Raw genomic sequence first — 23,249 nt, 5'->3', positions numbered from 1 at the left:
CAGGTGGCGCAACCCTGCCGCACCAGCGGCAGGAGGAAGCGAGAGACCGTACTCAAGCCGAAGCCCTCACGCTTTGGTGACGTGACGGACTTTCCGGGTCGAAATGCCCGGAATGCTGAGAGCCGCTGAGGCTCTGAGCAACGGCTCAGCCCACCGCGCGGTACGGCTGCCGCCGTGGCGCAGGTGAGAGCCTTGCGGAGTCCCAGGAAGGTCCTTTCCCCGTGGTTCGGTTGAGCGGATGACAGTCAATCAGGCGCCGTTGTGGGGTCCGGCGCCATATCGGGGTGCCGGTGCCGCTTCTACCGTCCTCTGGCATGACCAAGACAAGAGCCGCGACCCTGCTCGCCCTCCTCGCCGCCCTCGCCGCCGCCCTGCTGCCCGCCCCCGCCGCGCAAGCGGCCTCCGTCCAGGAGGTCACCGGCTTCGGGCCGAATCCGGGCGCGCTGAGGATGTACCGCTATGTGCCGGACGGGCTGCCCGCCGGGCGGCCCGTGGTGGTCGCGCTGCACGGCTGTTCGCAGAACGCGCCCGGCTATGGAACGCAGAGCGGATGGACCGAGCTCGCCGACCGCTGGGGGTTCTCCGTCGTGCTGCCCGGCCAGACCACCGCCAACAACATCAGCTCCTGCTTCGACTGGTTCCAGAGCGGGGACATCGCGCGCGGTCAGGGGGAGGCCGCGTCGATCATGCAGATGGTCGACCGGCAGCTCGCCGACACCGCGGCCGACCGCTCACGGGTGTATGTCACCGGGCTGTCCGCCGGGGGCGGGATGACGTCGGTGATGATGGCCGCCTACCCGGACCGGTTCGCGGCGGGCGGGGTCGTCGCCGGGCTGCCGTACGGCTGTGCGCAGGCCGCCGGGTCGCCGTACACCTGCATGTATGTGGGCGCGAGCCAGAGCGCCAAGCAGTGGGGGGACCGGGTACGGGCGGCGGCGCCGGCCGGGTACGCCGGGCCGTGGCCCCGGCTGACCGTGTTCCAGGGGACGGCCGACTACACGGTGAAGCCGGTGAACATGACCGACCTGGTGGCGCAGTGGACCAACGTCCAGGGCACCGACCAGACCGCCGATGCCGAGGACACCGTCGGCGGCTATCCGCACAAGGTCTACAAGAACGGGGCCGGCGCGACGGTGGCCGAGACCTACAGCATCACCGGTATGGGCCATGGCCAGCCCGTCGACCCCGGGACCGGGCCCGCGCAGTGCGGGACCTCCGCACCGTACGTCCTGGACGTCAACCTCTGCGCCGCCTATCAGCTGGGGCACGCCTGGGGGCTCGGTTAGGTCCTCTGTCGCGCAGGGGCGCCGTACGGGATGCTCCGGTGGCATGAGGAGACCTGAGAGTCGCGTGAACCGCCGTACCCGGGCCTGGATCGGGCCCGTCGTCATCGGCCTGGCCTGCACACTCAGCTGGAGCTCACCAGCCGGCGCGGACACCTCCCGCGCCGGCCTGGGCGAGGCCCTCGACACCGTCCTCGCCGACCCCCTGATGAAGGGCGGCGCGGCGAGTGTGGTGGTGGCCGACGCCGACTCCGGCGCCGCCCTCTACCGGCACCGGCCCGACGACCGGCTGATGCCCGCCTCCAACACCAAGCTGTTCACCTCGGCGGCCGCCATGGGGCTGCTCGGCCCCGACTACACCTTCCGGACGGATGTGCTGACCGACGGCAGCCGCCATGGGCGGGTGCTGCGAGGCGATCTGTATCTGCGCGGCACCGGCGATCCGACGCTGCTCGCCGCCGACTACGAACGGCTGGCCGCGCACCTCGCCGACTCGGGGATCGAGCGGGTCACCGGGCGGCTGATCGCCGATGACACCCGGTTCGACGCCCAGCGCGTCGGCCGCTCCTGGGCCGCCGACGACGAGTCGTCCTACTACGCGGCGCAGATCTCGCCGCTGACCCTCGCCCCGGACACCGACTACGACGCGGGCAGCGTCATCGTCGAGGTCGCCCCCGGCGCGGCGGCGGGCGACACGCCGAAGGTCACGCTCACGCCGAAGACCGGCTACGTCCGTATCGACAACCGCGCCACCACCACCGCCGCCGGAGGCGGCTCCACCCTCTCCGTCGAGCGTCAGCACGGCTCCAACACCATCACCGTCAGCGGCGCCCTTCCGGCCGGAGCCCAGACGGCCAAGGAGTGGGTCAGCGTCTGGGAGCCCACCGGCTACGCCGCCTCGGTCTTCGCCGACGCGCTGGACCGGCACGGCGTACGTGTCGCCGGGGCCACTCGCCTCGGCCGGGCCACCCCGCCGGACGCCCGCTCCCTCGCCTCGCACCGCTCGATGCCGCTCAAGCGGCTGCTGATCCCCTTCATGAAGCTCTCCAACAACATCCACGCCGAGGTGCTCACCAAGACCATCGGCTACGAGACGGCGGGGCGCGGCACCTGGAGCGCGGGGCTGGCCGCCCTCTCCGACTGGCTGAAGCAGCGGGGCGTGGACGTCGGCTCGGTGCGCCAGGTCGACGGCTCCGGGCTCTCCCGTATGGACAACATCGCGGCCGGGCGGATCACCGAACTGCTGCTGTCGGTGCGCGGCGAGCCCTGGTACGCCGACTGGTACGCCTCGCTGCCGGTGGCCTGCGCCCCGGACCGGTTCGTGGGCGGCACCCTGCGCTCGCGGATGTGCGGCACTCCGGCGGCGGGCAACGCACGTGGCAAGACCGGCTCGCTGACCGGTGCTTCGGCGCTCTCCGGGTATGTGACCGACGCGGACGGCAGGGAGCTGGTCTACAGCGTCGTCCTCAACAACTTCCTCGCCCCGTCGGTGAAGAGCCTGGAGGACGCGATCGTGGTCACCCTGGCGAGGTCCGGCGCGGACCGGACCCCCGTAGTACGGCCGCGTGCCGCCCGTACTACGGTCCCCGCCGACCTCGAATGCTCCTGGACCAAGGGGCTCAAGCCGCGCCGCTGCTGAGCCCCGGCGCCAGGGCGGCCGTCGCCTCACGTGGCCGCGAAACGGCGGCGGCCGCTCAGTGGTGGAACCGACGCACCGTACGGAGGAGGGCGCCCAGAACGCTCGCGCCGGGCTGTGGCACTTCGGCCTCTTCGCCGTGCCCGGCCTCGCGGAGGAGCCGGCGCAGGGCCGGGAGCGGGTGCTGCTGGAGCACTTCTACGGATACCGCCCTGGAGACGGGGGCCATCCGGCCCGCCGATGTCGACACATATCTGCGCAGCTACGCCCGGCCGGGCCGGCTGGCGAACAGCTTCGCTGTACTACCGCAACGTGGCGGCCGACACCGCGGCCATCACCGAGCTCGCCCGCACCGAGCTGCCGATGCCCGCCCTCGCGGTCGGCTCCGGCCTCGCCGGCGGCCCGGCCCCCCTCCACAGCCTCACCGAGGCGGCCCCGGCGGCCCGCGGCGCCGTCATCCCCGACAGCGGCCACTTCCTCCCGGAGGAGCAGCCGGGGCAGCTCCTGGAGCTGCTACGGCCGTTCCTGGCGGAGGCGGACGCGACCGAGCACGCCTTGCGGGTGCCCTGACGGCGGGCCGTGATCACCGCCTCCGGCCTCCCGCCGGGCCTCGTTCACCACGGCATGGACGGCCCTCCGGGCCGAGCGGGTTCGGTACGCACCCTTACCGGCATCCGCAGCCGCCCCCACCCCGCCAGGGCCGCCGCCAAGGCGAGGGCGGCGGCCGTCGCCGGGGTGGTGTAGGCGGAGGTGGGGCCCAGGTGGTCCACCGTCCAGCCGCCCGCGGCCGCGCCCGCCGAGATGCCGATGAGGAGGCCGGTGTAGACGGTGGTCATGCCCTCGTTGAGGCGCGCCGCCGGGGTCAGGCGGTGGACCAGGGTCATGCCGGTGATCATCGTGGGGGCCGTGGCCGTGCCCGCGAGGAAGAGAAGCGGGGCGAGGGAGGTGAGGCGGTCCGCCGTCAGGAGGGGGAGGACGGCCAGGGCCATGGCGGCCACACCCGCCACGAAGCGGGTCGCCGCCGGGCCGCGCAGCGGAAGGGCGCCGAAGACCACGCCGGCCGCGCAGGAGCCGGCGGCCTGGAGGGCGATGACGGCGCCGCTCGCGGAGCCGTCGCCGAAGGACCGTACGGTGGCGACCGTCGCGACCTCCATCGACCCGAAGACGGCGCCGGTCGCGAGGAAGGTGAGGAGGACGGCCCGCAGCCCGGGGGTGCGCAGCAGCGGGGTGTGGCCGGTGGGGGCGGGCGGGTGCGGCGGCGGTTCGGTGCGGCGCTGGGCGGCGAACAGCAGGGTGCCGGCCACGAGCAGGGCCCCCGCCGTGATCAGCCCGGCCTCCGGGAAGACCGCGGTGCACAGCACCATGGCGAGCGCCGGGCCGACCATGAAGCAGATCTCGTCGACGACCTGCTCGAAGGAGCTCGCGGTGTGCCGGGCGGCGGGGTCGTCGCGGTGGAGCGCGGCCCAGCGGGCGCGGGTCATCGCGCCCAGGCTGGGGACGCCGGAGGAGCCCGCCGCGCACAGGAACAGCGCCCAGGCCGGGGCGCCGTGGTGGACGCACAGCACCATGGCGGTCGCGCCGAGCGCGAAGAGGACGACGGCGGGGACCGCGACCTTCGCCTGCCCCTGCCGGTCGACCAGCCGGCCGAGCAGCGGTCCGGCGACCGCCGTCGCCGCGACGCCGGTCGCCGAGACGGCGCCCGCCAGGGCGTACGAGTCCCGGACCGTGGCGATCATGAGCACAGTGCTGATGCCGAGCATCGAGCCCGGCAGCCGGCCGACGAAGGCCGCGAGTGTGAAGGCGAGCGCGCCGGGGGCGGCGAAGAGCCGGCGGTACGGGGTGAGAAACGTTCGCTTGCGACGGCACGGAGGAGGAGCGGGGCGGCGGGGGGCCACGGGGCGGAAGGCGAGGAAGAGGATCACCGTTTTACGGTCGCGGCCCGGCCCGTACCCCGTCCAACACCTGATCCGGGCCCATTGACCCGTTTCAGTTGTCAATCTTCAGTTGTCACTATGGTGCGCGTGAACCGGGACATCGATCCGCGTCTGCTGCGCGCCTTCACCGCCGTCGCCGACGAGCTGCACTTCACGCGCGCCGCCGCCCGCCTCTACGTGGCCCAGCAGGCGCTGAGCCGCGATATCCGGCGCCTGGAGCGGGAGTTGGGCGCGGAGCTGTTCGTCCGCACCACCCGGCAGGTCACCCTGACCGCCGAGGGGGAGCGGCTGCTCCCGTACGCGCGCCGGGCGCTGGAGGCGCAGGACGAGCTGGCCGCCGCCTTCGCGGGCGGGCCCGGACAGCGCCCGATGCTGGTGGACGTGAGCGCGCCGGTGAGCACCGGAAGCCAGGTGCTCGCCGAGGCGCGCCGGCACATCGCCCCCGAGACCGAGCTGGTGGCCCGCTTCCACAGCGGGCTGACCGGCGCGGCCGCCGAACTCCTGGCGGGCCGCCTCGACGTGTCCTTCGGCCGGGCCCACGGCCTGGACCCCGCCGTGCTCGCCCGGCTGGACCACCGTCCGGTCCGCTACGAGCGGATCGCCGTCCTCCTGCGCGAGGACCACCCGCTGGCCCGCCTCGACGAGATCCCACTGTCCGCGCTCGCGGGGGAGACCCTGTACGCCGCGCGGGGCAACCCCGCCACCACCGAGTGGACGGATCTGGCCGCACAGCTCTTCGCGGGGCGCGGGATCGCGATGGCCGAGCCGTTCCCGGAGATCGACGGCGAGGCGGAGTTCGTCCGGGTGGTGACGAAGCGCCGCTGGCTGGTGCTGGCGAGCGAGGATTTCATGGACCTCCCCGGCACCGTTCTGCGCCTTCTCACCGACCCCGTCCCGCTCTCCCCCGTCTCCATGGTCTGGCGCAAGGGTCTCCGCCACCCCGGCCTGGACGCCCTCGTCTCCGCCGCCCGGACCCTCGGAGCCACCGGTCACTGGCTGCACCGCCCACCCGCCTCCTGGCTTCCCCATCCGGAGGCGACCTCAGGCGGTCTGAGAGATTGACGCGGCTTCATGAAGTGGTGCCGGTCTCGCCGGAGGCCTCGTCGAGAATGCGGGCGATGGTCCGCTGCGCTGCCCGGAACTCTTCTTCGGCCGCGGACGGGTCGCCGGTGATCCGCTCTGCCTCGCTCATGGCGCGAAGCCTGTCAGGGTGTCGCTCGATGGCGACGGTGGTCGCCCACTTCCATGGGCGTGGTCGACGCGGATTGCACGGCGCGGCAATGGCTTGTGCGCGCAATGGCCATTGCGTCGAGGCGCAGGGCCCCCGCAACCCTCACCGCACCCCGGCCGCGCGGGTGAGAGCAAGGTTTCGTGCCGGTCACCTGCCGCCACAGGGCGTTAATGCGGCGTCCATACGGTCGGCAGCGACACCGAGAACTGTGGAGGCATGATGACTGCCCCGACCACCACCGCCGCGCGCAAGGGGGGCCGCTGGATCGAGCAGTGGGACCCGGAGGACGAGACCTTCTGGCGGGAGAAGGGGGAGCGGACCGCCACCCGGAATCTGATCTTCTCGATCCTCTCCGAGCACATCGGGTTCTCGATCTGGAGCCTGTGGTCGGTGATGGTCCTGTTCATGGGGCCGGAGTACGGGGTCGACCCGGCCGGGAAGTTCTTCCTGGTCGCGATGCCCACCCTGGTCGGGGGGATCCTCCGGGTGCCGTACACGTTCGCCGTGGCCCGCTTCGGGGGCCGCAACTGGACGATCGTCAGCGCCGCGCTGCTGCTCGTGCCGGCCGTCGCCGCAGCCGTGGTGATGGAGCCGGGGACCTCGTACACCACCTTCATGGTGGTCGCCGCGCTCACCGGCGTCGGCGGCGGGAACTTCGCCTCGTCCATGACGAACATCAACTCCTTCTATCCGCTGCGCAAGAAGGGCTGGGCGCTCGGGCTGAACGCGGGCGGCGGCAATATCGGCGTGCCCGTCATCCAGCTGATCGGCCTGCTCGTCATCGGCACGGCCGGGGCCGCCCAGCCGCGGCTCGTGCTCGCCGTCTACCTGCCGCTGATCGTGGTCGCGGCGGTGCTCTCGGCGCTGTTCATGGACAATCTGGCGCCGGTGCGCAACGACGCCGGGGCGGTCGGGGAGGCGGCCCGGGACGCCCACACCTGGATCATGTCGCTGCTCTACATCGGCACCTTCGGCTCGTTCATCGGCTACAGCTTCGCCTTCGGGCTGGTGCTGCAGAACCAGTTCGACCGCACCCCGCTGCAGGCGGCCTCGCTCACCTTCATCGGCCCGCTGCTCGGCTCCCTCGTCCGCCCCGTCGGCGGCCGGCTCGCCGACACCTACGGCGGCGCGAAGATCACGCTGTGGAACTTCGCCGCGATGGCCGCCGCGACGCTCGTGGTCGTCTGCGCCTCCGCGCAGAGGTCCCTCGGCGTCTTCCTCGTCGGCTTCATCTCCCTCTTCGTCCTCACCGGGCTCGGCAACGGCTCCACGTACAAGATGATCCCCGGCATCTTCCAGGCCAAGGCCGTCGCCCGGGGCCTCACGGGCGAGGAGGCCGCGGCCTGCGGACGGCGGCTCTCGGGCGCTGCCATGGGGCTGATCGGGGCGGTCGGCGCGCTGGGCGGCCTCGGCATCAATCTGGTCTTCCGGGAGTCGTTCCTGAATGCCCACTCCGGCACCCCCGCCTTCGTCTCCTTCCTCGCCTTCTACGCGCTGTGCTCCGCGGTCACCTGGGCCGTATACCTCCGCGATACCGGCCCGGCGGCCCGGCCGGCCGAGCCCGGGGCGCATGATCCGCAGGACGGGCGGCAACCCGCCTACGCGGACGTGTGAGCGCGCGTCCGCCTCACACCGCACGGGGCGTACGGCCGGCCGGGGATGAACCCGGCCGTACGCCCCGTTACACCTGGGAAACCTCCGTGCACCGCGTCCGTCACCGGACGGCGACAGGATGCGGACGCGGGGGGCGGCCCCTACGCGAGTGAATCGGGACGAGAACCATGCACCGAGACCAGAACGGCGCGGCGCGCGACGAGGCGTCCGTCGGACCCCTCGCCGGGTTCACCGTCGGGGTCACCGCCGCGCGCCGGGCGGAAGAGCTCGGCGCGCTGCTGCTGCGGCGGGGCGCGGCCGTCATGCACGCGCCCGCCCTGCGGATCGTGCCGCTCTCCGACGACTCCGAACTCCTCACCGCGACCAAGCAGCTGATCGACCACGCGCCGCACGTCGTGGTCGCGACCACCGCCATCGGCTTCCGCGGCTGGGTCGAGGCCGCCGACGGCTGGGGCGTCGGCGACGCGCTGCTGGACCGGCTGCGCGGCGTCCGGCTGCTGGCCCGCGGGCCCAAGGTGCGCGGCGCGATCCGGGCCGCCGGGCTCACCGAGGAGTGGTCCCCGGCCTCCGAGTCGATGGCCGAGGTGCTCGACCGGCTGCTGGAGGAGGGGGTGGAGGGCCGCCGGATCGCCGTTCAGCTGCACGGCGAGCCGCTGCCCGGCTTCGTCGAGTCGCTGCGGGCCGGGGGAGCGGAGGTGGTCGGGGTCCCGGTCTACCGCTGGATGCCGCCGGCGGACATCGGGCCCGTCGACCGGCTGCTGGACGCCACGGTCGCGCGCGCCCTGGACGCCGTCACCTTCACCAGCGCGCCCGCCGCGGCCAGCCTGCTGGACCGGGCCGAGCGCCGGGGCATGCGCGATCAGCTGCTGGACGCGCTGCGCCACGATGTGCTGGCCGTGTGCGTGGGCCCGGTCACCGCGCTGCCGCTGCAGGCCCATGACGTGCCGACCTCCCAGCCGGAGCGGTTCCGGCTCGGCCCGCTCGTCCAGCTGCTGACCAGAGAACTCCCGGGCCGGGTGCGGCCGTTGCCGGTCGCCGGGCGGCGGCTGGAGATCCGTGGCCACGCGGTGGTGGTGGACGGCGAGCTGCGCACCGTGCCCCCGGCCGGTATGACCCTGTTGCGCGCCCTGGCCCGCCGCCCTGGCTGGGTCGTGCCCCGCGCCGATCTGCTGCGGGCCCTGCCGGGGGCGGGGCGCGACGAACACGCGGTGGAGACGGCGATGGCCCGGCTGCGGTCGGCGCTCGGCTCCCCGAAGCTCATCCAGACGGTCGTCAAACGGGGGTACCGGCTCGCGCTGGACCCCTCGGCCGATACGAAGTACGGGGGCGCGTAGCGGTCGGGCGCCGTGGGGTGGTTGCCGCTCTGTCGTCCGCGGGTTCGTGTGAGTTGCGGTGTTTGGGGGGAACATCGGGCGGGGTGGGGGCGGGCGCGGGCGGGTTGCCGGATGACGGGCCGGTGGGGGTGCGGCCCGGTGCCGCCGGCGTCGGGGCCGGAGGGCGCTGTCGCGGCCCGCGCCGGGTACCCCTTGCGGATTTGCTTGACAAAGTAGTTGCGTCAGATCAAGCGTTTTTTCGGAGGTACCGCAGCCGGGAGACGAGAGCCGCACTCGGCGGACCCGCGCCGCGCCACCACGGCGTTGGGCGCTCCGTGGGCCCCGCTCGGCGGGGTTCCGGGCGGGGGCCGGGCGGGCACTCTGAGAGTGACCGTGCTCACCCCGTACCGCGAAGGAAGTGACAGGAACATGACGGCGGCGTCGGCCTATGACCTGCGGTTCGACTCCGGGCGGATCTGTCTGGACCTGGTGGCCACGGTCGGCGGGCGGCTCAGCGAGGCGCCGGTCGAGCGGCTGGACGGGGTGGACCCCCTCAAGGCGTGGCTCCTCGGCGCCGGGCTGATGCCCGGTGGCACCCGCCTCGACGCCGTCGACGGCGGCTGGCTCGTCCGCTTCCGGGCGGCCCGCGATCTGCTCCACCGCATCGTCCACACCGAGGTCGAGGGCCGCGCCGCGGGCGCCGATCTGGAGCGGATGAACGCGCTCGCCGCCACCGCCCCGCCCGCCGTACGGGCCGTACGCGCCCCCGACGGTGCCCTCGTCCGCACCCTCGCCGCCGCCCCCGACTGCGGGGCGCTGCTCTCCCGAATCGCCCGGGACGCGGTGGAGTTGCTCACCGACCCGGTGGCGCGGGGGCAGTTGCGGCGGTGCGAGGGGGAGACGTGTTCGCTGGTCTATCTCGACACCTCACGCGGCCGCCGCCGGCGCTGGTGCTCCAGCGAAGTGTGCGGCAACCGCGAACGCGTCGCCCGCCACCGCCGCCGCCTAAACCCAGGCTTGGGAAAAAAATGAGCGAAATTCAGACATGACGCAGGCCCCGGATGGGGGGACCGGGGCCTGCGGGGCGGGGATGGGGAGGGAGCCCTTCCTGGCGACCGACGCCCGCCCGGCGTCGGCTTCTCGGGCTCAAGTACGCACCGCGCACCCGGAGATGTTCAGTCCGGAAATGGGGTGTACATCACAGCGTCACGGCTGAACGCCGAGCCTTTCCAGCCCGTACCCCCCTCGACCCGGCGGCTTGCGTACGCAAAGATGCCCTCGTGACCGAGAGGACGACACCGGACGACGCGCTGATGCACGCGCTCTACGCGGAGCACGCAGGCCCGCTTCTCGCCTTCGTCCTGCGCCTGGTCGCGGGCGACCGGCACCGAGCCGAGGACGTGGTCCAGGAGACCTTGCTCCGGGCCTGGCGCAACGCCGACCAACTGCAGCGCTCCGGAGGGTCGGTGCGCCCCTGGCTGGTGACCGTGGCCCGCCGCATCGTCATCGACGGCCACCGTCAACGCCGCGCCCGGCCCCGTGAGGTCGACGCGGCGCCGCTCGAAATGATGCCCGCCGCCGACGACATCGACCGAGCGCTGCGTCAGATGACGATTTCCGACGCGCTGAATGACCTCACCGACGCACATAGAGCGGCGCTCGTCGAGACATACTTCAAAGGACGGACGGTGAGTGAGGCAGCCGAAGTGCTGGGCGTACCACCGGGGACGGTACGGTCCCGGGTCTTCTACGCGCTGCGCTCCCTGAAGCTCTCGCTCGAGGAACGGGGGGTATCGGCATGATGCCGACAGCGGAAGACCAGCAGCACACCGCGGTCGGCGCCTATGCGCTCGGTGTGCTCGACGCGGCCGACGCGGCGCGCTTCGAGGAGCATCTGATCGGATGCGACCGGTGCGCCGCCGAGCTCGACGAGCTGATGGGCATCCCGCCGCTGCTGGCCGAGTACGCCACCTTCGCCGACGGCACCGCGATCCCCGACCCGGCGACGCTCACCGCCCGCCCCGGGCCCGAACTGCTCGACCGGCTCCTCGATGAGGTCACGGTCGGCCGCCGGGCCAGCGGCAGACGACGGCTCTACCTCGTCGCCGCGGCCGCCGTCCTCATCGTCGGCGGCCCGCTCGCGGGTGCGGCCCTCACCGCGGGCTCCGACAACGGCGGCACCACCCAGCAGGCGGTCGGCACCCCGAAGGCGGTGTTCGAGCAGAGCGGCCAGAAGTACAGCGCGGTGGACCCCGTCACCAAGGTGGACGCGGCCGTCTCGCTCACCCAGAAGGACTGGGGCACCTCGGTGGCCCTCAAGCTCGGCAATGTGAAGGGGCCGCGCAGTTGCGATCTGGTCGCCATCGGCAAGGACGGCCGGGAGGAGACCGTCACCACCTGGGCCGTGCCCACCTCGGGCTATGGCGTCAAGGACGGGGACGGCTCGCGGTGGAGCAAGGAGCCGCTCTACGCCCAGGGCGGCGCCGCCATGAACACGAACGAGATCGCCGGCTTCGAGATCCGGACCCTGGACGGCAAGCGCCTGGCCGAGGTGAGGATCTAGTGCCACCGACCGCCACCATCAATTGAGGGACCCCCACGGTGCCCAACCAGGTCCGCGAGAGCGGCGCCGGTTCAGGCGCAAAAACCGGTGTACGGTTGACGGCTGCCCTAAGTACACAGAAGGGGGCTTGGGTGGCCGCGCAGAACGCCACGCATGACAACCGGACGGCGCCACCGCGGGACGGCGGAGACGGGGTCCGGGACCGCGAGATCCGGATCGAGCAGGCGCATCTGGACCGGGTGTACCGCCGCCTCGAGGAGAAGATCCACGAGGCGGAGTTCCTCATGGACGACGCCGCCAAACGCGGCCAGGTCGGCACGCCCGGCGCGCTCGCCGAGCGGGACGCCCAGGTCTTCCGGGCCGGGATGCACCTCAACCGGCTCAACAACGAGTTCGAGGACTTCCTCTTCGGCCGGATCGACCTGCTCCACGGCAAGGACGGCGAACGCGGCCCGGACGGCGCGTACACCTCCGTCGAGCCCGCCGACGACGCCATCCGCGGCGAACCCGACGGCGACCGCGCGGAGATCGCCGAAACCCTGCACATCGGCCGCATCGGCGTGCTCGACGCCGACTACGCCCCGCTGGTGATCGACTGGCGGGCCCCCGCCGCCGCACCCTTCTACCGCTCCACCCCGGTCGCCCCCGGCCGGGTCGTCCGCCGCCGCGTGATCCGCAGCAAGGGCCGCAAGGTGCTCGGCGTCGAGGACGATCTGCTGCGCCCCGAGCTGACCGCGACGCTCGACGGCGGCGCGCTGCCCGTGGTCGGCGACGGGGCGCTCATGGCCGCCCTCGGCCAGGCCCGCGGCCACACCATGCGCGACATCGTCGCCTCCATCCAGGCCGAGCAGGACATGGTGATCCGCGCCCCCGCCGCCTCCGTCACCGAGGTCGAGGGCGGCCCCGGCACCGGGAAGACGGCGGTCGCGCTGCACCGCGCGGCGTATCTGCTCTACCAGAACCGGCGGCGGTACGCGGGCGGCATCCTGGTCGTCAGCCCCACCCCGCTGCTCGTCGCCTACACCGAGGGCGTGCTGCCCTCGCTGGGCGAGGAGGGGCAGGTCGCGATCCGCGCGGTCGGCTCGCTGGTCGACGGCGCCGAGGCCACCGCGTACGACGATCCGGCCGTGGCCCGGATCAAGGGCTCCGCGCGGATGCAGAAGGTGCTGCGCAGGGCGGCCCGCGGCGCCCTTGAGCTCTCGCGCGCGGCCGCCGCCCCCGCCGGGCGGCCGACCGCGGGCGCAGCGCCGACGCGTGCGGCGGACGACGACCGTCAGCTGTCGCTGGACGACACCTTCGACGCGGCCGCACACACCGGCGGCAGACCCGGGGCGGGCCCCGGGGAGAGACCCGCCGGTCCGCCCGAGCGGCTGCGCGTGGTCGCCTTCGGTGCCCGCGTCGAGCTGGAGGCCGACGAGCTGCGCCGCATCCGCCAGACCGCGCTGGGTGGCACCGCGCCCGTCAATCTGCTGCGCCCGCGCGCCCGACGGCTGCTGCTGGACGCGCTGTGGAAGCGGTCCGGCGCACCCAAGCGCTACACGGACCCCGAGCTGGCCGCCGAGGCGCGGGAGGCCTTCTACGAGGACATCTCCTCCGAGGACGCGTTCCAGGAGTTCCTCGACGCCTGGTGGCCCGAGCTCACCCCGCGCTCCGTCCTCGCCGCGATGGCCGACGAGAGGTGGCTCGCGCGCTGGTCACGGCGGGTGCTCCAGCCGCGCGAGGCGCGCCTGGTGGCCCGTTCGCTCACCCGGCTGGGGGCCGACGGCACAGGCCCGCTGTCGGTCCACGACGTGGCGCTGCTGGACGAGCTCAGCACCATCCTGGGCGCCCCCGCCCGGCCCGCCGTGCCCCGTGAGGTCGATCCGCTGGACCAGCTGACCGGCCTGGAAGAGCTGACCACCTACGTCGACCGCGCGTCCCGCCGTACCCGTGCCGAGCGGGCCGAGCAGGAGCGCACCGACTTCGCGCACGTCATCGTCGACGAGGCGCAGGACCTGACCCCCATGCAGTGGCGGATGATCGGCCGCCGCGGCCGCCACGCGACCTGGACGGTCGTCGGCGATCCGGCCCAGAGCTCCTGGTCCGACCCGGACGAGGCGGCCGCGGCCCGTGCCGAGGCGCTCGGCACCCGTCCGCGTCGCCGCTTCACCCTCACCGTGAACTACCGCAACCCGGCGGAGATCGCCGAGCTGGCCACCAAGGTGCTCGCGCTCGCGATGCCTGGCGCCCCGGCGCCCGAGGCGGTCCGCTCAACGGGTGTGGAGCCACGGTTCGCACCGGGGGCGGACGGCGATCTCGGGGCGGTCGCGCGCCGGGAGGCGATGCGGCTGCTGGACGAGGTCGACGGCACCGTCGGCGTCGTCGTCGCCATGAAGCGGCGTGAGCAGGCCCGGCGCTGGCTGGCGGACCTCAGCGACCGGGTGGTGGCGCTGGGCAGCCTGGAGGCCAAGGGGCTCGAGTACGACGCCACGGTCGTGGTCTCGCCCGCCGAGATCGCCGATGAGTCCCCCGCGGGGCTGCGGGTCCTCTATGTGGCGCTCACGCGCGCCACCCAGCGGCTGACGGTGGTGTCGGGCGAGCGCGACGCGCCGGACGCGGAGGGCGTTCCGGACCTGCTGAGGGACTGAGAAAATCCCTGCCGGAATCAACCCCCGGGGAGGGAATCGCTTCCCGGGATGGTTTGTTAGCCTTGCTGTGGCACCGGCTCGATCCAAGCCCCCGGGCCCAACCTTCGTCGCTTCGAGCGACCACTTGCCGCGAGGCGAGCATGGCGGGTCGGTGCCACCCTTTCCTTCTGGCGAAGAGGTCCGCGTTCCAGCTGTTCAGCTGCTGAGGACGCGGACCTCTTCCGCTTGCGGCCCCTTGCGGCCCTGCACGATCTGGAACTCCACCCGCTGGTCGTCCGCCAGGCTGCGGTAGCCGTTACCGTCGATCGAGCTGTAGTGGACGAAGACGTCCGGCCCGCCGCCCTCCTGGGCGATGAATCCGTAGCCCTTCTCGGAGTTGAACCATTTGACGGTGCCCTGAGCCATGCCCGCGCTCCTCGTTGATCATCGACGCTGTGCGCGCCAGAGCCTAAGGCGGCGCGGACGGCGGGCGGCCCGCCTCGCCCGGCGTTCCCGCGAAGGAGTGGGGCTTTCCACTCGGCTGACCCCACCCTCGTATGTCAGAACAATATGTCCGAAAGTGGGGCCGGGTTACCTCGTACCGAAAGGTAGGTGTAACCATCTGAGGACGTGGCCCCGGCAATCCCGCGGCCCGGACATCAGGAACAAGGAAAAGCAGAGGAAGTCGGCCATGGCAACGGCGCCCAGCGTCTCGTACTCGATGACGGTCCGGCTGGAGGTGCCCGCGAGCGGTACCGCGGTCAGCCAGCTGACCACGGCCGTGGAGTCCTCCGGCGGCTCCGTCACGGGCCTCGATGTGACCGCTTCCGGCCACGAGAAGCTCCGTATCGACGTCACCATCGCCGCGAGCTCCACCGCGCACGCCCAAGAGATTGTCGAGAAGCTGCGGGGCATCGACGGTGTCTCGCTCGGCAAGGTCTCCGACCGTACGTTCCTGATGCACCTCGGCGGCAAGATCGAGATGTCGTCGAAGCACCCCATCCGCAACCGTGACGACCTCTCCATGGTCTACACCCCCGGCGTCGCCCGGGTCTGCCAGGCCATCGCGGAGAACCCCGAGGACGCCCGCCGGCTGACCATCAAGCGCAACAGCGTGGCGGTCGTCACCGACGGCTCCGCGGTCCTCGGGCTCGGCAACATCGGCCCCAAGGCCGCCCTGCCGGTCATGGAGGGCAAGGCGGCCCTCTTCAAGCGGTTCGCGGGCATCGACGCCTGGCCGATCTGCCTGGACACCCAGGATTCCGACGCGATCGTCGCGATCGTGAAGGCGATCGCCCCCGGCTTCGCCGGAATCAACCTGGAGGACATCTCCGCCCCGCGCTGCTTCGAGATCGAGGCGCGGCTGCGCGAGGCCCTCGACATCCCGGTCTTCCACGACGACCAGCACGGCACCGCGATCGTCGTGCTCGCCGCCCTGACCAACGCGTTGCGCGTGGTCAACAAGAAGATCGGTGATGTGCGGGTGGTCATGTCCGGCGCGGGCGCGGCCGGCACCGCCATTCTGCGGCTGCTCATCGCCGCGGGCGTCCGGCACGCGGTCGTCGCCGACATCCACGGCGTGGTGCACGCCGGGCGCGAGGACCTGGTCTCCGCCGACCCGGAGTCCCCGCTGCGCTGGATCGCCGACAACACCAACCCCGAGGGCGTCACGGGCACCCTGCGCGAGGCGGTGCGGGGCGCGGACGTCTTCATCGGCGTCTCGGCCCCGAACGTGCTCTCCGGCGACGACGTTGCCGCCATGGCGGACGACGCGATCGTCTTCGCACTGGCCAACCCCGACCCGGAGGTGGACCCGGCGATCGCCCGCCAGACCGCCGGGGTGGTCGCCACCGGCCGTTCCGACTTCCCGAACCAGATCAACAACGTACTGGTCTTCCCGGGTGTCTTCCGTGGGCTGCTGGACGCCCAGTCGCGTACGGTGAACACCGAGATGATGCTGGCCGCTGCCGGCGCCCTCGCGGACGTCGTTCATGACGACGAACTGAATGCCAACTACATCATTCCGAGCGTCTTCAACGACAAGGTCGCGGGCGCGGTCGCGGGAGCCGTCCGCGAGGCCGCGAAGCCTGTGACCGGGACCACTGCGGTCTGATCCGGGCACGGCGCGTCGCGGCCCGTGGGGTCCACGGGGCAGCCATAGGGTGGCGGGCAGAAAAACGACCGCCACGGCGCTTTTCGTGTGACTCTCCAGGGTTCCGGATTGGCTTTCCCGCCACAGGTGGGGGCAGGATGCGTTCCGGGCGCGAGGGTCTGAACAGCAGACCCGGGTCCGGGGACTGTCCGAGGGCCCTGGCAGCATCGGCTTCGATCTCACGCCTCATTGGCAAGATGAACACGGGAGTACAACATGAACCGCAGTGAGCTGGTGGCCGCTCTGTCGGAGCGCGCCGAGGTGACCCGCAAGGACGCCGACGCCGTTCTGGCCGCCCTCGCAGAGGTGGTCGGCGAGGTCGTCGCAAAGGGCGACGAGAAGGTCACCATCCCCGGCTTCCTGACCTTCGAGCGCACCCACCGTGCCGCTCGCACCGCGCGCAACCCGCAGACCGGTGAGCCGATCGAGATCCCGGCCGGCTACAGCGTGAAGGTCTCCGCGGGCTCCAAGCTCAAGGAAGCCGCGAAGGGCAAGTAAGACCCCAAACGCGAGGGGTGGCCACCCGGACCGGGTGGCCACCCCTTTTGGCGTTCCTACGCCCCCTGGAGCCGCTCGGCGGCGCCGCGGGGGGCTTCAGACGGCGAGGTCGCCGTTCGGGAGCTCTACCTTGGCGCCCAGCTCCACGAGCTTCGCCATGAAGTTCTCGTAGCCGCGGTTGATCAGGTCGATGCCGTGGACCCGGGAGGTGCCCTGGGCCGCGAGGGCGGCGATCAGGTAGGAGAAGCCGCCGCGGAGGTCGGGGATGACCAGATCGGCGCCCTGGAGCCGGGTGGGGCCTGAGACGACGGCCGAGTGGAGGAAGTTGCGCTGGCCGAAGCGGCAGGCGGAGCCGCCCAGGCATTCGCGGTAGAGCTGGATGTGCGCGCCCATCTGGTTCAGCGCGGAGGTGAAGCCCAGCCGGGACTCGTAGACCGTCTCGTGGACGATGGACAGCCCCGACGCCTGGGTCAGCGCCACGACCAGCGGCTGCTGCCAGTCGGTCTGGAAACCGGGGTGGACGTCGGTCTCCAGGGCGATCGCGTCGAGCTTGCCGCCCGGGTGCCAGAACCGTATGCCCTCGTCGCCGATGTCGAAGGCGCCGCCGACCCTGCGGAAGGTGTTGAGGAAGGTCATCATCTCGCGCTGGCGGGCGCCGCGTACATAGATGCTGCCCTCGGTGGCGAGCGCCGCGCTCGCCCAGGAGGCGGCCTCCAGGCGGTCGGGGAGGGCGCGGTGGTTGTAGCCGCCGAGCTTGTCGACACCGGTGATCCGGATCGTGCGGTCGGTGTCCATCGTGATGATGGCGCCCATCTTCTGCAGGACGCAGATGAGGTCTTCGATCTCCGGCTCGACCGCCGCGTTGGAGAGTTCCGTCACACCCTCGGCGAGCACCGCCGTCAGCAGCACCTGCTCGGTGGAGCCCACCGACGGGTACGGCAGCCGGATCTTCGTGCCCCGCAGCCGGTGGGGAGCCTCCAGGTACTGCCCGTCCGCCCGCTTCTCGATCGTCGCGCCGAACTGGCGCAGCACATCGAAGTGGAAGTCGATCGGCCGGCCGCCGATGTCACAGCCGCCGAGGCCCGGGATGAAGGCGTGGCCGAGGCGGTGCAGCAGCGGACCGCAGAAGAGGATCGGGATCCGCGAGGACCCGGCGTGCGCGTCGATGTCGGCGACGTTGGCGCTCTCCACGTGTGTGGGGTCCAGTACCAGCTCACCGGGCTCCTCGCCGGGGCGCACCGTCACGCCGTGCAGCTGCAGCAGCCCGCGCACCACCCGCACGTCGCGGATGTCGGGGACATTGCGCAGCCGGCTTGGACCACTGCCGAGCAGGGCGGCGACCATGGCCTTCGGCACGAGGTTCTTCGCGCCGCGGACACGGATCTCGCCCTCGAGCGGGGTGCCGCCATGGACGAGCAGGACATCGTTCGAGCGGGTCATCTGGTCTCGCGTTCCTGAGACGGGCAGGGGGCCAAAAGGTAAGAGTAATAGCCTTCGAGACCGCCGCCATAAAGCTCCTGCACCCGCCGTAAGGTCAGAAATCCCTCACAACACGTTCCGTTTCCGGCAGAAAGCCGACAGTCACGTGCGCCGCTCCTGCTGTCGTACGCCCCCGACCTGCTCTCATCCAGGACTCGTCTTCCACTCCCCGTCCGGACCGGATATGCGGGATCATGTGCCCATGACCGAGGTGTCCTCGCTCACAGGACGGCTGCTTGTCGCGACACCGGCGCTTGCTGACCCGAACTTTGACCGCGCGGTGGTGCTGCTCCTCGACCATGACGAGGAGGGCTCGCTCGGCGTGGTGCTCAACCGCCCGACCCCGGTGGGGGTCGGCGACATCCTGGAGTCCTGGGCCGCGCTGGCCGGGGAGCCGGGGGTGGTCTTCCAGGGCGGTCCGGTGTCGCTGGACTCGGCGCTGGGCGTGGCCGTGGTTCCGGGTGAGTCGGGCCGGGCCCCGACCCGGACCGAGGACGGACCACTCGGGTGGCGCAGAGTGCACGGAGCGATCGGGCTGGTCGATCTGGAGGCGCCGCCGGAGCTGCTGGCGGCGGCCGTGGGCAGCTTGCGGATCTTCGCCGGGTACGCGGGGTGGGGGCCCGGCCAGCTGGAGGACGAGCTGTCCGAGGGCGCGTGGTACGTGGTGGAGTCCGAGCCGGGGGATGTCTCCTCGCCCGCCCCGGAGCGGCTGTGGCGCGCGGTGCTGCGGCGCCAGCGCAGTGAGCTCGCGATGGTCGCCACGTATCCGGACGACCCGTCGCTCAACTAGACGTGAGTACCCTAGGGCTGTATGAGCACTCTTGAGCCCGAGCGCGGGGCAGGCACGGGGACCCTCGTTGAGCCGACACCTCAGGTGTCGCACGGTGACGGCGACCACGAGCGCTATGCCCACTATGTACAGAAAGACAAGATCATGGAGAGCGCCCTCTCCGGATCTCCCGTCGTCGCACTCTGCGGCAAGGTCTGGGTCCCGGGTCGCGACCCGAAGAAGTACCCGGTCTGCCCGATGTGCAAGGAGATCTTCGAGGGCATGGGCGCCGGTGGCGACAAGGGCAAGGACGGCAAGGGCGGCGACGGCCAGAAGTAGCCTCCGCGCCGGCCGCCGCCGGAGCCTCGCGTAGACGGTCACGCCCGGCCCGCGATCCCGCCAGGGGACGCGGGCCGGGTGTGCTGTGCCCGTGAACCCGTGTCGCCGGGCGGTGCGTGCCAGTAGGGTCGGCCCCATGAGCGGGCGTGCGGAGAACGGGGCGGCGCGGGCGGTCTGTCTGGTGTTCGGGGCGCGGGAGGTCGACGAGCCCGACGCGGACGGCGCCAGTACATACTGCCAGTTCGAGAAGGACTGGGACGCCCAGTTGGAGCAGTGCGGCCGGCTGGCCGGCGAGCGGGGCTATCAGCCCGCGGGCAGCTGTGTGATCTCGGTGGCGCAGCCGACCCTGCCCAGGCTTCTGGAGTGGGCTGACGACCCCGGCTGTGAGGTCGTCCTGGTCGCGAGCGCCCGCATTCTCGGACGGATCCGGAAGACCTGGCCGGACTGGGGCCAGGTGGTGGAGCGCCTGCGTGTGGCGGGCGCGCGGGTGGAGACGGTTCCGTACGAGGAACCTTCCTACCCTGGCGAGGAGTTGACCCGGCCGTAGAATGAACGTCCTTCTGTCACGGAGTGGTTGAGACCTCTTGTGCCGGATGCTCAAGGTTCCCTAGCCTCACGCATGTTGTGCTGAGTGAAACGCGCGTTGCGTATGCTGCAACGTCCTGTTGCTAAGGGTCTCCATGAAGCCGTTAAAGCTCTCTGTGCTCTCCCGTCGCGCCGCCGCCCCCGCGGTGGCGCTCGTCCTGGCCGGTCTCACCGCCACCGCCTGCGCCCCCTCCACCTCCGACAACGGCGCCAAGGGGGACGACAAGAAGGGCACGCTGCGCGTCTGGCTCTTCCAGGAGGTCAACAACGCGCCCAAGAAGAAGGTGATCGACGAGGCGGTCGCAGGCTTCGAGAAGGAGCACGACGGAGCGCACGTCAAGGTCATCTACATCCCGGTCGACACCCGCGCGCAGAAGATCAAGGCGGCCTTCAACGACCCCAAGAGCGCGCCGGACGTCATCGAGTACGGCAACACCGACACGGCCGGCTACGTCAAGGACGGCGGGCTCGCCGACATCAGCAAGGAGTTCGGGGCCTGGGACGAGGCCACGAACACCGACCCCACCGCCGAGTACTCCGTGACCGTCGGCGGCAAGGTCTACGGCGCGCCGCTCTTCGTCGGCGTCCGGGCGCTGTACTACCGCACGGACGTCTTCAAGGACCTCGGCCTCCGGCCGCCCACCACCCAGGACGAGCTGATCGCGACCGCGAAGAAGATCCGTAGGGAGCGCCCGGATCTGTACGGGCTCGCGGTCGGCGGCGCGTACACCTACGGCGCGATGCCCTTCATCTGGGCCAACGGCGGCGATCTCGCCACGGAGAAGGGCAAGTTCGGCTCCAACCAGTACGAGGCGGCCATCGACAGCGCCGACGCCCAGAAGGGCGTCAAGGCATACACCTCGCTCTTCGGCAACGACAACTGCCCGGCCGCCAAGTGCGCCCAGTGGGGCGGCAACGACACCGTCGAGGCGTTCGCCTCCGGCAAGGCGGCCATGGCGATCGGCGGCGACTTCAACCACCAGGCGATCGAGGCCGGCAAGGCCAAGGGCAAGTACGCGGTCGTACCGCTGCCGGGCGTGAAGAAGGGCGAGGTCGCCCCGGCCTTCGCGGGCGGGAACAACCTCGGTGTGCTCAAGAGCAGCGGCCACCGCACGCTCGCCGTGGATCTGCTGAAGACCCTCGCCGGCAAGAAGACCCAGCGCAGACTCTTCGACACCATGGGCTTCCTGCCCACCTTCACCGATGTGCGCGGGGAGGTCGCGCAGAAGGAGCCGTTCGTCAAGCCCTTCGTCAAGACGCTGTCGGACAGCGCCAAGTTCGTGCCCGCCTCGCCCGGCTGGACATCCATCGACTCCCAGCTCGTCCTGCCCACCATGTTCCAGGAGATCGTGAGCGGCCGTAAGAGCGTGGCCGACGCGACCAAGGACGCCGCGAAGAAGATGGACGAGGCATTCAAACCGTGAGTCCGGGCACCACAAAGCACACCGGGCCGGTCCCGGCCAGGACCGGGGCCGGGCGGGGGGCCGGGCGGGGGGCCGCGGCTCCCTGGCTCTATCTCGCCCCGGCGCTCGTCGTCCTGGGCGGGCTGCTCGTCTACCCCATCTACCAGCTCGGTCTGATCTCCTTCCTGGAGTACACCCAGGCGCAGGTCAGCGGCGGCGAGCCGACCACCTTCCAGGGGTTCGCCAACTACGCCGAGCTGTTCGGCGACAGCCAGTTCTGGGATGTCGCCGTGGCCACGCTCGTCTTCGCCGCCGTCTGCGTCGTATCGACCCTGGCGGTCGGCTGCGCGCTCGCGGTGCTGCTGACGCGCATACGGGCGATCCCGCGGTTCGTGCTGATGCTCGCCGCGCTCGCCGCCTGGGCCACTCCCGCGATCACCGGCTCGACCGTGTGGGTCTTTCTCTTCGACCCCGACTTCGGGCCCGTCAACAAGGTCCTGGTGTGGTGCGGGCTCTCCGGCTTCCAGGACTACTCGTGGACGTACGACCGCTACAGCGCCTTCGCCCTGGTGCTGTGCGAAGTGGTCTGGTGCTCGTTCCCGTTCGTCATGGTCACCGTCTACGCGGGTATCAAGGCCATCCCGGCGGAGGTGCTGGAGGCCGCGGCCCTCGACGGGGCCTCGAACTGGCGGATCTGGCGCGCCGTCATGGCGCCCATGCTGCGACCGATCCTGGTCGTGGTGACCATCCAGTCGATCATCTGGGACTTCAAGGTCTTCACCCAGATCTACGTGATGACGAACGGCGGCGGTATCGCGGGCCAGAACCTCACGCTCAACGTGTACGCGTACCAGAAGGCGTTCGCGTCCTCGCAGTACAGCCTGGGCTCGGCGATCGGCGTGGTGATGCTGGTGATCCTGCTGGCCGTCACCCTCGTCTATCTGCGGCTGCTGCGGCGTCAGGGAGAAGAACGGTGAGCCACTCGCGCGTCTCGCCGCGGGTCCGCCGCCCCTGGCGGCTGGCCGCCGAGATCATCGCCCTGGTCGTCGCGGCGATCGTCGCCTTCCCGCTCTACTGGATGGTGCTCTCCGCCTTCAAACCGGAGGGGGAGATCCAGTCCACCGAGCCCCGGCCATGGACGCTGTCGCCCTCGCTCGACTCCTTCCGCCGCGTCTTCGAACAGCAGGACTTCGGGCGCTACTTCCTCAACAGTCTGTTCGTGGCCGGGGTGGTCGTCGTCGCGTCCGCGCTGATCGCCTTTCTCGCGGCGACCGCGGTCACCCGCTTCCGGTTCCGCTTCCGCACCACCCTGCTCATCATGTTCCTGGTCGCCCAGATGGTGCCGATCGAGGCGCTGACCATCCCGATGTTCTTCCTGATGCGGGATCTCGGCGAGTCGGTGCCGGGGATCGGCCTGAACACCCTGGGCTCGCTGATCCTGCCGCATATCGCCTTCTCGCTGCCGTTCGCGATCTGGATGCTGCGCGGCTTCGTCAAGGCCGTGCCGGAGGCGCTGGAGGAGGCCGCCTACCTCGACGGGGCGAGCCGCTCCCGCTTCCTGTGGCAGATCCTCTTCCCCCTCGTCTTCCCCGGACTTGTCGCGACGAGCGTCTTCTCCTTCATCTCCGCCTGGAACGACTTCCTCTTCGCCAAGTCCTTCATCATCAGCGCGACCGAGAACTCCACGCTCCCGATGGCGCTGCTCGTCTTCTTCAAGGACGAGGGCAACGACTGGGGAGGCATCATGGCCGCGTCCACCGTCATGACCGTCCCCGTCCTGGTCTTCTTCGTACTCGTACAGCGCCGACTGGTCTCCGGTCTCGGCGGCGCGGTGAAGGACTGAC

General features: G+C 71.5%; 22 protein-coding genes. 18 read left to right on the top strand and 4 right to left on the bottom strand.

Annotated features, from left to right (window positions below; genetic code table 11):
* Positions 1-314 precede the first annotated feature (314 nt).
* The 3 genes from ABZS71_RS26265 to ABZS71_RS26255 all read left to right on the top strand — a co-directional run bounded on the left by ABZS71_RS26265 (position 315) and on the right by ABZS71_RS26255 (position 3,489).
* Entirely contained in the window at positions 315-1,286 is a 972-nt protein-coding gene (locus ABZS71_RS26265; RefSeq protein ID WP_356214052.1) for a PHB depolymerase family esterase, read from the top strand.
* Between the two features lie 43 nt (positions 1,287-1,329).
* Entirely contained in the window at positions 1,330-2,922 is a 1,593-nt protein-coding gene (dacB, locus tag ABZS71_RS26260) for a D-alanyl-D-alanine carboxypeptidase/D-alanyl-D-alanine-endopeptidase (protein WP_356214050.1), read from the top strand.
* A gap of 309 nt (positions 2,923-3,231) precedes the next feature.
* A complete protein-coding gene (locus ABZS71_RS26255; RefSeq protein WP_356214048.1) occupies positions 3,232-3,489 on the top strand; it encodes a hypothetical protein in 258 nt (85 codons plus the stop codon).
* 44 nt (positions 3,490-3,533) lie between these two features.
* Here ABZS71_RS26255 and ABZS71_RS26250 read toward each other — a convergent pair whose 3' ends face one another.
* A complete protein-coding gene (locus ABZS71_RS26250; protein WP_356214046.1) occupies positions 3,534-4,841 on the bottom strand; it encodes an MFS transporter in 1,308 nt (435 codons plus the stop codon).
* 90 nt (positions 4,842-4,931) lie between these two features.
* Here ABZS71_RS26250 and ABZS71_RS26245 point away from each other — a divergent pair, with 90 nt between their 5' ends.
* A complete protein-coding gene (locus ABZS71_RS26245) occupies positions 4,932-5,915 on the top strand; it encodes a LysR family transcriptional regulator (RefSeq protein ID WP_356214044.1) in 984 nt (327 codons plus the stop codon).
* A gap of 7 nt (positions 5,916-5,922) precedes the next feature.
* Here the strand turns inward: ABZS71_RS26245 and ABZS71_RS26240 are convergent, their stop codons facing one another.
* The gene (locus ABZS71_RS26240) at positions 5,923-6,045 is read right to left on the bottom strand and encodes a hypothetical protein (protein WP_356214042.1); all 123 of its coding nucleotides are present in this window, start codon (positions 6,043-6,045) and stop codon (positions 5,923-5,925) included.
* Between the two features lie 258 nt (positions 6,046-6,303).
* On the opposite strand from ABZS71_RS26240, the gene ABZS71_RS26235 reads away from it, so the two are divergent.
* The 6 genes from ABZS71_RS26235 (at position 6,304) to ABZS71_RS26210 (ending at position 14,201) form a co-directional block, all read left to right on the top strand.
* A complete protein-coding gene (locus tag ABZS71_RS26235; RefSeq protein ID WP_356214040.1) occupies positions 6,304-7,698 on the top strand; it encodes a nitrate/nitrite transporter in 1,395 nt (464 codons plus the stop codon).
* A gap of 167 nt (positions 7,699-7,865) precedes the next feature.
* Positions 7,866-9,032, top strand: a complete 1,167-nt coding sequence (locus ABZS71_RS26230; protein WP_356214038.1) for a uroporphyrinogen-III synthase — start codon at positions 7,866-7,868, stop codon at positions 9,030-9,032.
* 408 nt (positions 9,033-9,440) lie between these two features.
* Positions 9,441-10,043: an ABATE domain-containing protein gene (locus ABZS71_RS26225; RefSeq protein ID WP_355848013.1), complete on the top strand. Its 603-nt coding sequence runs from the start codon at positions 9,441-9,443 to the stop codon at positions 10,041-10,043.
* A gap of 248 nt (positions 10,044-10,291) precedes the next feature.
* Complete coding sequence (locus tag ABZS71_RS26220; RefSeq protein WP_355848016.1) at positions 10,292-10,813, top strand: sigma-70 family RNA polymerase sigma factor; 522 nt, start codon at positions 10,292-10,294, stop codon at positions 10,811-10,813.
* On the top strand, positions 10,810-11,574 hold the full coding sequence (locus ABZS71_RS26215) for a zf-HC2 domain-containing protein (RefSeq protein ID WP_356214036.1): 765 nt from the start codon (positions 10,810-10,812) through the stop codon (positions 11,572-11,574). The genes ABZS71_RS26220 and ABZS71_RS26215 overlap by 4 nt, the downstream gene beginning before the upstream one ends.
* Before the next feature lie 209 nt (positions 11,575-11,783).
* On the top strand, positions 11,784-14,201 hold the full coding sequence (locus ABZS71_RS26210) for a UvrD-helicase domain-containing protein (RefSeq protein ID WP_356214060.1): 2,418 nt from the start codon (positions 11,784-11,786) through the stop codon (positions 14,199-14,201).
* A 195-nt stretch (positions 14,202-14,396) separates the two neighbouring features.
* On the opposite strand, the gene ABZS71_RS26205 is transcribed toward ABZS71_RS26210, so the two are convergent.
* Positions 14,397-14,606: a cold-shock protein gene (locus tag ABZS71_RS26205; RefSeq protein ID WP_355848026.1), complete on the bottom strand. Its 210-nt coding sequence runs from the start codon at positions 14,604-14,606 to the stop codon at positions 14,397-14,399.
* Between the two features lie 265 nt (positions 14,607-14,871).
* Here ABZS71_RS26205 and ABZS71_RS26200 point away from each other — a divergent pair, with 265 nt between their 5' ends.
* Together ABZS71_RS26200 and ABZS71_RS26195 are read left to right on the top strand one after the other, a co-directional pair.
* Positions 14,872-16,293 (top strand): NAD-dependent malic enzyme, encoded by a 1,422-nt coding sequence (locus ABZS71_RS26200; protein ID WP_355848029.1) that lies wholly within the window; start codon positions 14,872-14,874, stop codon positions 16,291-16,293.
* A gap of 255 nt (positions 16,294-16,548) precedes the next feature.
* Positions 16,549-16,830: an HU family DNA-binding protein gene (locus ABZS71_RS26195; protein WP_030835861.1), complete on the top strand. Its 282-nt coding sequence runs from the start codon at positions 16,549-16,551 to the stop codon at positions 16,828-16,830.
* Positions 16,831-16,926: 96 nt separating this feature from the next.
* Here the strand turns inward: ABZS71_RS26195 and murA are convergent, their stop codons facing one another.
* On the bottom strand, positions 16,927-18,270 hold the full coding sequence (gene murA / locus ABZS71_RS26190) for a UDP-N-acetylglucosamine 1-carboxyvinyltransferase (protein WP_355848034.1): 1,344 nt from the start codon (positions 18,268-18,270) through the stop codon (positions 16,927-16,929).
* 241 nt (positions 18,271-18,511) lie between these two features.
* On the opposite strand from murA, the gene ABZS71_RS26185 reads away from it, so the two are divergent.
* The 6 genes from ABZS71_RS26185 to ABZS71_RS26160 all read left to right on the top strand — a co-directional run bounded on the left by ABZS71_RS26185 (position 18,512) and on the right by ABZS71_RS26160 (position 23,248).
* Complete coding sequence (locus tag ABZS71_RS26185; protein WP_355848037.1) at positions 18,512-19,099, top strand: YqgE/AlgH family protein; 588 nt, start codon at positions 18,512-18,514, stop codon at positions 19,097-19,099.
* A gap of 21 nt (positions 19,100-19,120) precedes the next feature.
* Positions 19,121-19,417 carry a DUF3039 domain-containing protein gene (locus ABZS71_RS26180; RefSeq protein WP_355848040.1) on the top strand — a complete coding sequence of 99 codons (297 nt, stop codon included), beginning with the start codon at positions 19,121-19,123 and terminating at the stop codon, positions 19,415-19,417.
* Between the two features lie 136 nt (positions 19,418-19,553).
* Complete coding sequence (locus ABZS71_RS26175; RefSeq protein WP_356214034.1) at positions 19,554-19,964, top strand: hypothetical protein; 411 nt, start codon at positions 19,554-19,556, stop codon at positions 19,962-19,964.
* 133 nt (positions 19,965-20,097) lie between these two features.
* Positions 20,098-21,426 carry an extracellular solute-binding protein gene (locus ABZS71_RS26170; RefSeq protein ID WP_356214032.1) on the top strand — a complete coding sequence of 443 codons (1,329 nt, stop codon included), beginning with the start codon at positions 20,098-20,100 and terminating at the stop codon, positions 21,424-21,426.
* Positions 21,423-22,382, top strand: coding sequence for a sugar ABC transporter permease (locus ABZS71_RS26165; RefSeq protein WP_356214030.1), 960 nt, complete (start codon positions 21,423-21,425; stop codon positions 22,380-22,382). Before ABZS71_RS26170 ends, ABZS71_RS26165 begins: the two co-directional genes overlap by 4 nt.
* Complete coding sequence (locus ABZS71_RS26160) at positions 22,379-23,248, top strand: carbohydrate ABC transporter permease (RefSeq protein WP_356214028.1); 870 nt, start codon at positions 22,379-22,381, stop codon at positions 23,246-23,248. Before ABZS71_RS26165 ends, ABZS71_RS26160 begins: the two co-directional genes overlap by 4 nt.
* Position 23,249 lies beyond the last annotated feature (1 nt).

The organism is Streptomyces sp. NPDC005393 (assembly GCF_040606675.1).
Lineage (GTDB): Bacteria > Actinomycetota > Actinomycetes > Streptomycetales > Streptomycetaceae > Streptomyces.
This window is presented reverse-complemented; position numbering and strand designations above follow the sequence as displayed.